This window comes from Clostridium sp. LIBA-8841, assembly GCF_057782475.1.
The window spans coordinates 2109718-2122713 of the sequence record NZ_CM173488.1 but is presented as its reverse complement, the minus strand read 5'-3'; the positions used below and the strand labels follow the sequence as shown (position 1 = coordinate 2122713).

At 28.5% G+C, this 12996-nt stretch carries 11 protein-coding genes; 10 read left to right on the top strand and 1 reads right to left on the bottom strand.

What is annotated here, in order from left to right:
- The first annotated feature begins 69 nt into the window (after positions 1–69).
- The 10 genes from AC2A4K_RS09285 to AC2A4K_RS09240 all read left to right on the top strand — a co-directional run bounded on the left by AC2A4K_RS09285 (position 70) and on the right by AC2A4K_RS09240 (position 11439).
- Positions 70–1518, top strand: coding sequence for an ABC transporter substrate-binding protein (locus AC2A4K_RS09285; RefSeq protein ID WP_322502207.1), 1449 nt, complete (start codon positions 70–72; stop codon positions 1516–1518).
- A gap of 152 nt (positions 1519–1670) precedes the next feature.
- Complete coding sequence (locus AC2A4K_RS09280) at positions 1671–3122, top strand: ABC transporter substrate-binding protein (RefSeq protein WP_322502206.1); 1452 nt, start codon at positions 1671–1673, stop codon at positions 3120–3122.
- Positions 3123–3241: 119 nt separating this feature from the next.
- Entirely contained in the window at positions 3242–4408 is a 1167-nt protein-coding gene (locus AC2A4K_RS09275; protein WP_322502205.1) for an iron-containing alcohol dehydrogenase, read from the top strand.
- A gap of 318 nt (positions 4409–4726) precedes the next feature.
- Positions 4727–5626 carry a sulfide/dihydroorotate dehydrogenase-like FAD/NAD-binding protein gene (locus tag AC2A4K_RS09270; RefSeq protein ID WP_322502204.1) on the top strand — a complete coding sequence of 300 codons (900 nt, stop codon included), beginning with the start codon at positions 4727–4729 and terminating at the stop codon, positions 5624–5626.
- Complete coding sequence (gltA, locus tag AC2A4K_RS09265) at positions 5619–7013, top strand: NADPH-dependent glutamate synthase (RefSeq protein WP_322502203.1); 1395 nt, start codon at positions 5619–5621, stop codon at positions 7011–7013. The genes AC2A4K_RS09270 and gltA overlap by 8 nt, the downstream gene beginning before the upstream one ends.
- Before the next feature lie 36 nt (positions 7014–7049).
- On the top strand, positions 7050–7388 hold the full coding sequence (locus AC2A4K_RS09260; RefSeq protein WP_322502202.1) for a hypothetical protein: 339 nt from the start codon (positions 7050–7052) through the stop codon (positions 7386–7388).
- A 240-nt stretch (positions 7389–7628) separates the two neighbouring features.
- Positions 7629–8354 carry a Bax inhibitor-1/YccA family protein gene (locus AC2A4K_RS09255; protein ID WP_322502201.1) on the top strand — a complete coding sequence of 242 codons (726 nt, stop codon included), beginning with the start codon at positions 7629–7631 and terminating at the stop codon, positions 8352–8354.
- A 218-nt stretch (positions 8355–8572) separates the two neighbouring features.
- Positions 8573–9586, top strand: coding sequence for a magnesium transporter CorA family protein (locus tag AC2A4K_RS09250; protein ID WP_322502200.1), 1014 nt, complete (start codon positions 8573–8575; stop codon positions 9584–9586).
- Positions 9587–9596: 10 nt separating this feature from the next.
- On the top strand, positions 9597–10760 hold the full coding sequence (locus AC2A4K_RS09245) for a hypothetical protein (RefSeq protein WP_322502199.1): 1164 nt from the start codon (positions 9597–9599) through the stop codon (positions 10758–10760).
- 187 nt (positions 10761–10947) lie between these two features.
- The gene (locus tag AC2A4K_RS09240) at positions 10948–11439 is read left to right on the top strand and encodes a hypothetical protein (protein WP_322502198.1); all 492 of its coding nucleotides are present in this window, start codon (positions 10948–10950) and stop codon (positions 11437–11439) included.
- A gap of 175 nt (positions 11440–11614) precedes the next feature.
- Here AC2A4K_RS09240 and argH read toward each other — a convergent pair whose 3' ends face one another.
- Entirely contained in the window at positions 11615–12994 is a 1380-nt protein-coding gene (argH, locus tag AC2A4K_RS09235) for an argininosuccinate lyase (RefSeq protein ID WP_322502197.1), read from the bottom strand.
- Positions 12995–12996: the final 2 nt, after the last annotated feature.

The window sequence follows — 12996 nt, the reverse complement described above, 5'->3', positions numbered from 1 at the left end:
ATAATTTGGTTTACATAATAAATATATATTACAAGAAATTAATAGTTTTACTTAAGGGGGAAAATAAAAATGCTTAAACACAAAAAAATAATAGCATTAATATTAGGAGGAATGATTGGAACATCTGCTCTTTTAACTGGATGTGGCTCAGGTGGAAGCGCTTCATCAGGTGGAGAAGGAGAGAAACCAGTGAATTTAGTATGGTATGTAATAGGGGATGCACCAGCTGATAATGAAGTGGTAGAAGAAGAAGTCAATAAATATATAAAGGACAAGATAAATGCTACAGTTGATATTAAACATATTTCTTTTGGAGATTACACTCAAAAAATGAATGTTTTAGCTAACTCAGGAGAGGAATATGACTTAGCATTTACATGTTCATGGGCTTTCCCATATTTAGATAATGCTAGAAAGGGAGCTTTCTTAGAATTAAATGATCTTATAGATAAAGAAGGAGCTGAGCTTAAAGGCGTTATAGATGAAAGGCTTTGGAAGGGAGCAGAGGTTGATGGAGGTATATATGCAGTGCCAAATCAAAAGGAGATAGCAGCAGCACCTATGTGGGTATTTGATAAAGAGCTTGTTGAAAAATATGATGTTCCATATGAGGATATTCACTCTGTAGATGATTTAGAGCCATGGCTTCAACTTATAAAAGAAAAGGAACCAGATTTTGTTCCATTCTATACTCAAGGAGATGGAATTCCATTAGAGGGCGTTGAAGATATAATGTCACCTTTAGGAATATTCTATGATGATGAAAGTTTAACAGTTAAAAATTTATATGAAACTGAAGAATTAAAGTATCTTTTAAGTAAATTAAGAGAATTTTATGAAAAGGGATATATAAATCAAGATGCAGCAGTAAATAATATGCAAAGTGAAGTTAAGAGATTTGTATGGAAGGCAGATGGACAACCATATGCTGAAAATGGATGGGGACAATCTTTAGGACGTCCAGTTGTAACTTCATCAATAATACCTTCATACGTTACAAATAATTCAACAACAGGGGCAATGACAGCTATATCAGCAACATCTAAGAATCCAGAAAAGGCTATGGAGCTTATTAACTTAGTAAATACTGATTCTACATTAAGAAATATGTTAATGTTTGGATTAGAGGGAACTCACTATGAAAAAGTTAGTGATAACCAAATAAAGAGGGATCCAAATGGACCATACAATGTAACAAGTTGGGCATATGGTAACCTATTTGATACTTATGTTTTAGATGCCGACCCTAAGGATAAGTGGGATGCTTTTGAAGAATTTAACAAAAATGCTGAGACATCAACTATCTTAGGATTTAAGTTTAATACAGAGCCAGTTGTAACGCAAATATCAGCTGTAAACAATGTATTAAGTGAGTTTATAAGACCGTTATATACTGGTTCAGTAAATACTGAAGAATCATTAGAAAAGTTAAACAAGAAATTATATGATGCTGGATTAGAAGATATAAAAGTTGAAATGCAAAAACAATTAGATGAATGGAAAAAAGAAAATAAATAGAATTTAGAAAGGGGGACTAATAAGTCCCCTTTTATTAACTAAAAACTATTGTTGTAAACGTTTTATTAAATTCTGTGGAATATGTTATATCATGTAAAAAAATAAACATATATAATGATGTGATTTAAATATCATTTAAGGGGGAAATAAAAATGCTTAAAAGAAAAAAATTACTAGCAATAATGTTAGGAGCCATGGTTACAACTTCAGTTGTACTAACTGGATGTGGAGGATCCGGAGGAATTTCAAATTCAGCTGACGGAGATAAACCAGTTAATTTGGTTTGGTACGTTATAGGAGCAAATCCTAAAGATGGTGATTTAGTTGAAGAGGAAGTAAATAAATATATAAAGGACAAAATAAATGCAACTGTTGATATTAAATCTATAGACTTTGGTGATTATACTCAAAAAACCAATGTTTTATCAAATTCAGGAGAAGAATTTGATTTAATATTTACATGTTCATGGGCAAATCCATATTTGGAAAATGCTAGAAAAGGTGCATTTATGGAATTAAATGATCTTATAGATTCTCATGGGGCAGAACTTAAGGATGTTATTGATGAAAGACTTTGGAAGGGGGCTGAAATTGATGGAAAGATTTATGCCGTTCCGAACCAAAAGGAAATAGGAATAGCTCCTATGTGGGTATTTACTAAGGAATATGTAGATAAATATAACATACCTTATGAAGACATTCATACAGTAGAGGACTTAGAGCCATGGCTTAAGATTATAAAAGAAAATGAACCTGATGTAGTACCATTCTATACTCAGGGAGATACTCTACCAATTAATTTTGATGATCTTCTAAGACCCTTAGGTGTTTTCTTAGATGATGAAACTTTAACAGTTCAAAATATATATGAAACTGAAGAAATGAAAGCAATGATTATAAAGCTTAGAGAGTATTATGAAAAAGGATATATAAATCAAGATGCTGCAGTTAAAAATATGGAAAAAGAAATTAAGAGATTCGTATCGAAATCTGATGGTCAGCCTTATGCAGATAACATATGGAGTAAAAACGCAGGTTATGAGGTTGTTTCAACATCTATAATAGATCCTTTTGTATCAAATAACTCAACAACAGGAGCAATGACAGCTATATCAGCAACATCTAAGAATCCAGAAAAGGCTATGGAGCTTATTAATTTAATAAATACTGATTCTACATTAAGAAATATGTTAATGTTTGGATTAGAGGGAACTCACTATGAAAAAGTTAGTGATAATCAAATAAAGAGAACTCCTGAAGGTCAAGAAAATTATAATGTAACAAGTTGGGCATATGGAAATCTATTTGATACTTATGTTTTAGATAGTGACCCAAAAGATAAATGGCAAGCTTTTGAAGAGTTTAATGATGCATCTAAATCTTCACCTGTATTAGGATTTAAGTTTAATACAGAACCAGTTACATCAGAAATAACTGCTATAAATAACGCACTTAAAGAGTTTGAAAGATTATTATTCTCTGGTTCTATAGATGCAGTTGATGGTTTAGAAAGATTAAACAAAAAGTTATATGACTGTGGATTAGAAAAGGTTAAAACAGAAATGCAAAGTCAATTAGATCAGTGGAAGAAAGAAAATAAATAGAATTTAGGAATAAAATTTAATTATAAGAAATAAAATGTAAAGTAGGTTTTATACTAGGTATAAAACCTATTTTATTTGAAAAAATATACAATGTTACTATTATGTTAGGAGGCATTAGCATGGCAAGATTTACTTTACCAAGAGATTTATATCATGGAAAAGATTCTTTAGAAATACTAAAAACTTTAGAAGGAAAAAAAGCTTTTATTGTTATTGGCGGAGGTTCAATGAAAAGATTTGGCTTCTTAGATAAGGTTGAAGGATATTTAAGGGAAGCTGGAATAGAAACAAAGGTATTTGAAGGAGTAGAACCAGATCCTTCAGTTGAAACAGTTATGAAGGGTGCTAAAGAAATGGAAGCTTTTGGACCAGATTGGATAGTTTCAATAGGAGGAGGATCACCTATTGATGCAGCAAAGGCTATGTGGATTTTTTATGAATATCCTGATTTTACCTTTGAAGAAGCTATTGTTCCTTTTGGATTACCTAAGCTCAGAAAAAAAGCAAAATTCATAGCTATTCCATCAACATCTGGAACTGCTACTGAAGTTACTGCTTTTTCAGTAATAACTGATTACAAAGCTAAGATTAAGTATCCATTAGCTGATTTTGAAATCACACCAGATATAGCTATTGTAGATCCAAGTTTAGCTGAAACTATGCCAGAAAAGTTAGTAGCTCACACAGGAATGGATGCGTTAACTCATGCTATTGAAGCTTATACAGCAAGTCAAAGCTCTAATTTCACAGATCCATTAGCTTTAAAAGCAATAGAAATGGTGAATACTCATTTAGTAAACTCCTTTAAGGGAGATATGAAAGCAAGAGGCGAAATGCATGAGGCTCAATGTCTAGCAGGAATGGCTTTCTCAAATGCTCTTTTAGGTATAGTGCATTCTATGGCTCATAAAGTAGGAGCTGTATTCCATATACCTCATGGTTGTGCCAATGCTATTTTCTTACCATATGTAATTAAATATAATAGAAAAGCTTGTGAAAATAGATATGGTGATATAGCTAGACATATTGGATTAAAAGGAGAAAATGACTGTGAATTAACCGATGCTCTTATAGAGTTAATAAATAAATTAAATAAAGAATTAAATATACCATGTTCTATGAAAGAATATGGAGTAGATGAAACTGAGTTTAAGGATAATCTTAAATTTATAGCCCATAATGCAGTATTAGATCCATGCACAGGTTCCAATCCAAGAGAAATAAATGATGAAACTATGGAAAAACTTTATACTTGTACGTATTATGGTAATAATGTTGACTTTTAAAGTATAAATATAAAGTGAGACTAACTTCATATTTATATAATTTATCAGTTAAACTTTAATGAAGTTTATCTTATAAAAAATTCATGGCTTTATAATTTATAAAGCTAATTTAAAATAAGCTTTAAGATAAAAGAGAAACCTCTAAAGATAAATTTAGAGGTTTTTTATTTATAGTTCATGTTTTAGACTAGTGTTGATTTTTAGCTATAACTGTTCATTAACATGGTCTGAAGGGCTAGCCCAAAATCAACATTCACCTAAAACAAGAGCTTATTTATAAAATAAAGCTATAAATAAAATTTAGGAGAGTTTAGATCTATGTTTAAGATTTTAGAGAAAAAATATTTAAATGAATCAGTTTATTTAATGAAGGTTGAAGCGCCAAGAGTAGCTAATAAAGCTAAGCCTGGTCAATTCATTATACTTAGAACTAATGAAAAGGGAGAGAGAATTCCTTTAACAATAGCTGATTATAATGCTAAGGATAAAAGTGTAACTATTGTTGTTCAAAGTCTTGGAGCAACTACGGTAGAGCTTGGGAAATACAATAAAGGAGACTATATAAATGATTTTGTTGGTCCCTTAGGAAAAGAAAGTGAGTTTATACATGAGAATATTGAAAAGTTAAAAAATAAAAAAATACTCTTTGTAGCTGGAGGAGTAGGAGCAGCACCTATATATCCTCAAGTAAAATGGCTTCATAATAATGGGATTAATGCAGATGTTATAGTAGGAGCTAGAAATAAGGAGTTATTAATATTTGAAAAGGAGCTTAAGGAAGTTTCAGAAAACTTATATATAGCAACGGATGATGGAAGTTATGGATTTAAAGGTAAAGTAACTGAACTATTGAATGATTTAGTTAAAAATAAGGGATTAAAATATGATAAGGCAATTGTAATTGGGCCTATGGTAATGATGAAGTTTATGTGTAGTCTTACAAAGGAGTTAAATATTCCTACTATAGTAAGTTTAAATCCTATAATGGTTGATGGAACAGGAATGTGTGGAGCATGTAGGGTTACAGTAGGAGGAGAAGTTAAGTTTGCTTGTGTTGATGGACCAGAGTTTGATGGGCATTTAGTAGATTTTGATGAATCAATTAGAAGACAAGCTATGTATAAAACTGAGGAAGGAAGAGCTTTTTTAAAGCTTAAAGAGGGAAAAACACACAGTCATGGTGGATGTGGATGTAGAGGTGATTTAAAAAATGAGTAATTTAAAAAAGAAAAGAGTTAAAGCAAAAGAGCAAGATCCTTTAGAAAGAGTAAATAACTTCAATGAGGTTTCTTTAGGATATAAGAAAGAAGACGCTATTGAAGAGGCAAAAAGGTGTTTAGGGTGTAAAAATCCTAAGTGTATGGAAGGATGTCCTGTTTCTGTAAATATACCTGGTTTTATATCTTTTATAAAAAAAGGAGACTTTTCATCATCTTTTGAGGAATTATCAAAATATAATTCTCTACCAGCAGTATGTGGAAGAGTTTGTCCACAAGAAGTTCAATGTGAAGGAAAATGTGTTTTGGGAATAAAAGGAGAAGCAGTATCCATAGGGCAATTAGAACGATTTATAGCAGATTGGGCTAAGAAAAATTCAATAAGCACTTTAAAAGGTAATGGAGAGATTTTAGAAAAGGTTGCTGTAATTGGAAGTGGGCCAGCAGGGTTAACCTGTGCAGGAGAATTGGCTAAATTGGGTTATGATGTAACTATTTTTGAAGCATTACATGAGGCTGGTGGAGTTTTAGTTTATGGAATTCCTGAATTTAGACTACCTAAGGAAAAGGTGGTTAAGTATGAGATAGAACAAATAAAAAAATTAGGCGTTAAAATAGAAAACAATGTTGTTGTTGGAAAGACTGTTGATATTAATGAATTAATAGAAAATGAAGGCTTTAAAGCAGTTTTTATAGGATCAGGGGCAGGACTTCCTAAGTTTATGGGAATTCCAGGCGAAACTGCTAATGGAGTTTTTTCAGCCAATGAAGTATTAACTAGAGTAAATCTTATGAAGGCTTTTCAAGGAGAATGCAACACTCCTTTAAACTTAGGAGATAAGGTTGCTGTAGTTGGTGGAGGAAATGTTGCTATGGATGCAGCAAGAACAGCCTTAAGATTAGGAGCAGAAACTCATATAATTTACAGAAGAAGTGAAAAGGAATTACCAGCTAGATTAGAAGAGGTACATCATGCTAAGCAAGAAGGAGTTGTTTTAGATATTTTAACTAACCCTACTGAAATATTAACTGATGAAAAAGGATGGGTTAATGGAATAAAATGTATAAGGATGGAACTTGGAGAAGCTGATTCATCAGGTAGAAGAAAGCCAATAGAAATTGACGGGTCAGAGTTTATTATGGAAGTAGATAGCGTAATAATGTCTTTAGGAACCTCACCTAATCCATTAATATCATCAACAACAAAAGGACTAGAGGTTAATAAGAGAGGATGTCTTGTTGTTGAAGAAGAAAGTTTAAAGACTTCTCTAAAGGGAGTTTATGCTGGGGGAGATGCTGTGACAGGAGCTGCTACAGTTATACTTGCTATGGGAGCAGGCAAAAAAGCTGCTAAGTCAATAGATTATTATTTAAGGAGTGAAAAATAATAAAGTCATTTAAATAATATTAAGGAGCAATTTCATATGAAATCTAAAAAAAATAAAATTAGTGTAATAATTTTTAGTATTATATTGATTTCAACAGCTGTAATTGCGTATATATTAAAACCAATGAATTTAAGTGGTGGAATACTTTTTTTAACATATGTAGTTTTAGAAATTTTTTTATATAGACTTTGGATAGTATGCACTTATGGATTTATCTGTATAGATTGTGGTAATGAATTTAATATAGGACTACTTAAGAGAATTTTATTTTTAAAAAATAATAAAAAGTGTCCTAGATGCAATAGTAATAATATAATAAAAGAAACCTTTGGGAATTATTGCTTGAATGAGTGGGTTGATTCAGAGGAAGACTAAAGAAAGGCTGTATTAAAATATAAAATGGGATATGAATATATATAAATATTATATTTATATTTTCTATTTACTTTTAATGCAGTCTTTATATTTTTAAGTTTAATAATTATAAGTTGGTTTTAATGAAATAATACATAAGATTTATATATCTAAAGTATAAAATGAAACAAATTTGACATACTTTGACTATATAATTTAAACTATAGTAAATAAATTATACTTATATAAGGAGGTAAGAATATGAGAAAAGAAACAAATCCTGCATTAGCAGTTGGCTTTGAAAAGGCTGTTAGTGATGGAACTACCATGACAGTAAGAGGGACTATAGTTAAGATATTAATAATGACAGCAATCTTAGGAGTTGCTTTTGTTTATAGTTGGATAGCTTTTCAAAATCCTGATGTAAATTATAGAAGTGCTTTAGTAGTATCAATGATAGGTGCCTTAATTTTAGGATTATTAACATCATTTATACCAAAAATTGCACAATACACAGCAGTTTTCTATGCTGCCTTTGAAGGGGTTCTTTTAGGTTCTATATCTAGATACTTTGAAAGTATGTTTCCTGGAATTGTATTTCCAGCTATACTTTTAACAATAATATGCTTAGTAGCAACAGTTCTTATATATAGAAGAACACCAGAGGTAGCAGGAAGAATAAGAAAAGGAGTTTTCATAGCAATAATATCAATTGCAGCTATTTACTTATTAGGAATGATACTTAGCTTCTTTGGAATAATGTTACCTATATATGGTTCAGGAATAATTGGTATTGGATTTAGTTTGTTTGTTGTAGTAGTGGCTACAGCAAGTTTAATAATGGATTATGATTTCATATTAAAAGCTGAACAATATGGATATCCTAAATATATGGAGTGGTACGGAGCTTTTGGCTTAATGGTAACTTTAATATGGTTATATACTGAAATATTAAGTCTTTTAGCTAAAATAATGGATAATAATTAAAGAAAAGATAGACCGGTAGAATTTAATCTACTGGTTTATTTTTTTTGTAAAAATTAAATTATTTAAAACAGTGAGCAGAGCTTATTTACATATATGGAAAATAAAGTATAATTATTGTAAAGAAGAGTTAAATTTTATGGCTTTTATTAGGGATATTTAGTAGTAAATGAATTTTTATGGTGCATAAAAGCATCTAGGTAGTGGGTTAGGAGGAAGTTATGGAAAATAGAAATGAGGATAATTTAAATGAGGATAATTTAAATGAGGATAATTTAATAGATGAGTTTAATGAATTAGTTTCAGAAATAAGTAAATCCGTCTTTGATAAATCTATTTATAGAGATTTGAAGCTTACAGAAGAAAATTTAATAAAGACTCTTGCAAGTACTTCAGAAAAAACTGCTACGATAAATAGAAACAATTTAATAAGTTTACAAAATAATTTAAAAGTAATACTAGATGATGCTATATCGGATTTTAATCTAGGTATTGAACAGGGAGAAAAAACATTTGAGAATAAAGCTAATAAATTTTTAAATAATATAGAAGAACTATCTACTAAATCTAGAGCCAATATATATGTTCTTCAAGAGAAAGCTAAGGAAACATTTAATGAAATTGAGGCCTTAAATAGACAAATTAGTATTATAAATAAAAATATATGTGAATTATCTCAAGAAGAGGGAATGCACAATATAGATAATTTAAAAGAAATAGCTGAAGATTTAACTAAAAGTGTAAATTTAAGCAATAATATAGCCAAGGAGCATATAGAGAAAATAGAAGAAATTGATAAAATGCTAAAAGGCGAATGTTTAAAAATGATGAATTGCGTTAATAAATTAGAGAACAGATTGAAGATTAGTAAAGGAGATTTAGAAAACTCCTTGTTACAATTTAGAGAGCATATAGAAAATAGTTTTGAGAGATTAGAACATAAAGCTAAATTGGATTTTGATGAATTAAAGGACTTATTGGAAGAAGGAAACACTAATATGGACAACTCTATGGAGTTATTAAATAGCACAATAGCAAAATATAATGCTGATGCTATTGATGCGACTAGAAGGCTTGGAGATAAAATTAATAATATAGATAAGAAAATGGCTAGTAATAATAAAGAGATAACTGAACCATATTTTAATGATGAGTTGAAAAGTGAGTTTGAAAAAAAATATTATTTTTTAGTTTCAATTGTAGCTATTGTAGGTGTTTTAGCTGTGTTATTTTAGGAGAAAAATTATGCTGGTTAAAGAGTATGAATTAAAAAGTAGTGATAATATTATAGAAAATAAGATCCCATCAGATTTAGAGAAAAAGTTTTTAAAACTATATAGTAGTATAAAGAAATATGAAAAAGAAAACAAGTTAGATATGATGTGCTTAAAATTAAAGAGTTATTTAGAATTATTAAAGGAAAGCTTAGATAATTTAGAAAAGATTACAAAAAATGATTGTGAAAATAAAAATGAAGTAGATTCATTTTTGAAGTCTGTTAGAAAAGAATTAAATATTATAAATATTAAAATTGAAGATTTAAATGATAAGAGTATTGAGTTATCAGAAGAAGAAATTATAGAGGAATTTTTATTAAACTTAAAATATGAGGTATTACCAAACATCAATGAATATAAAGAAGCTTTAAATGGTGCATATTCATACCATAATGAATTAAGGATTAGTTTTGGGGTTAAAGGTAAAGAAATAGAAAAAGAGTTTTTAATAGAACTAAAGAAATTTTTAAATAATTCTACAGAAAGACTAAAAGAGAAAATAAATCTAGATAGTAAATCTATATTAAATGAAATAAAATTAATTTCACATGAAGACGTTAATCTAAATGTTATAGATATAATAAAAAATGAAGTTTTAGAATTAAATATATTAAATGAGGAAATATTCAGTATATATTTAAAGGGTGAAAAAAAGATTTTTCAAAACTTTCTTGATATACAAAATAATCTAGGAATAAGCATGGAAGAACATAAGCTTTATGAATCACAAAAGGTTGATTATAGTTCATTAAATAAGCGTTTCTTTAAATTAATAGATTTTTATAATAAAGGGTTTTTAAAGAGTAGAATTTTAATTGACTTAGAAAAATTCATAGGATCTGAAAGTATAAAGAATAAGATAGAAATAGAACTTTTATATGCACTAGATTTTATAAAAGAAGAGTATGTTAAAAATCTTGAAAATTTAGTTTTAAAGTATAAAGAAAAGATAGATGAAATTATATATATTAATTTTGAAAATAAGTATGGTAATATATTTTCTGTATCAGAACAAATTGATATTTTAAATTATATATATTTACATTTAAATAATATGCAAGTAAATGATTTAAGTAAAATAACTTTAGTGGATTACTTAAATAATAGTAAGAGAAATAAAAGATATATTTAAATATATCTTTTATTTTTTATAAAAATATCATTTTAGGGTAGAAAATAGAAAATTTTATCTGGATATTATTTACAAAATAAGACCAGTTATGCACGAAAAAAGACCAGTTATGCAGTATAACTTTAAAAATATTGAAAAATATTGTAATATCACTACTGTATGAATAAAAAAAATAGGAGGGATTTTTATGAGAAAGAGAATTTTAATTCCTATAGTAGTAGTAGTTTTTATTGTGGGAATAATTATGGTCGGCTTTATTACTAAATTAACTTCCTTTGAGATTAGAGAGCATGAAGTGGTTTCGATGAAATATTATATAAGTGAAGAAAGATATGAAAATTATTATACAATACCTAATGATTTGGAGAAAAAAAGTATTGAAGAAATAACAAATGTTTTAAATGAAGAAAGTATAAAGGATAATACAGATTACAATCCTATAAATGATAGCAATAGAAAATTATATATTTTTTTAGAAAACAAGGATGTAATTGTTATAAATAATAATAGTATTGATGAAAATAAATATGTCATAGAGTTGCCTAATAATTCTCTTTTAAGAAACAAAGAAGCATCAAAATATACTGTAATAAATTCAGGGAGATTAAAAGATGTATTTTTAGATATAGAAGATTTTTTTAAAGGTGTAAACGATTTTAATGAAACGATGAAAGTTTAGAGTTATATTTATATGAGTTTAAAAAAGGTATTATTATAATTAATAAAAAAAGAAGGCGCTGTATCAAAATAACTGAATAAAACTTATAAATTATTAGTGAAATTCAGTAATTCTAGTAATATATTTATAAGTTTTATTATTAAGTTTTGGTACGGCCCATCTAAATTATAATTTTTTATTTGTTAGTTTCAATAAATTGTTTAAGATATTTTAACTGAAGCTCTATAGATTCTCTAGCCGGTCCTCCAATAACTTTTCTCTCATTGACACAAGTAAAAAAATCAATAGCTTCATAAACATCTTCTTCAAAGATATTAGAAAATCTTTTAAGTTCTAGTAAAGAAAGATCAGAAATTCCTTTATTTTCTTTTATGCAGTAAAGAACAGTTTCTCCAACAATTCCATGAGCATCTCTAAATGGAATTCCTTTTTTGACAAGATAATCAGCAAGATCTGTTGCATTAGTAAAACCTTTGGAAGCTCCATCTTTCATAATATCCTTATTTATTTTTATAGTATCTATCATACCAGAAAATGTTTGAAGTGATAGTTTTACTGTATCTAATGCATCAAATAATGCTTCTTTATCCTCTTGCATATCTTTATTATAGGCTAAAGGTAATCCCTTCATTACTGTAAGTAAAGCAATTAAATCTCCATATACCCTTCCAGTTTTACCACGAACAAGCTCTGCAACATCAGGATTTTTCTTTTGAGGCATTATACTACTTCCAGTACTATATTCATCAGACAATTCTACAAAATTAAATTCATTTGTACACCAAATAATAACTTCTTCTGAAAACCTAGAAAGATGCATCATTATAATTGATAGAGTAGACAAAACTTCTATAACATAATCTCTATCAGATACTGAATCTAAACTATTTAAAGTTATTTTTGAAAAATCAAGTTCTTTAGCTACAAAATCTCTATCAATAGGATAAGTCGATGTAGCTAAAGCACCACTTCCAAGTGGCATTTCATCTAATCTAATTAGAAAGTCTTTAAGTCTAGATACATCACGTTTAAACATTTCACAATAAGCTAAGAGATGATGAGAAAAAGTAATTGGTTGAGCTTTTTGCATATGAGTATATCCTGGCATTATGGTATCTATATTTTCTTCAGATTTTTTATAAAGTACTTCTAAAAAATCAATAATATCTCTTATAAGTAGTGGTACATATCCTTTTAAATAAAGTTTTAAATCAAGAGTTACTTGATCATTTCTGCTTCGTCCAGTATGAAGCATTTTGCCGTATGGTCCTATATAATAAGTTAATAGACCTTCTATAAAGCTATGGATATCTTCAGAGTTCTCATCAATTTCTATAAGATTATTTTCTAATTTTATTAAAATATCATTTAATCCCGATTCGATTTTATTATAGGCATCTTCAGGAATTATCTCTTGCTTTCTTAGCATTTTAACATGAGCTAAGCTTCCTAAAATATCTTCTTTAAACATTCTACTATCAATTCTTATTGATGAATTAAAATCATTTACTAATGTATTTGTTCCTGATTTAAATCTTCCTCCCCAAAGTTTCATAT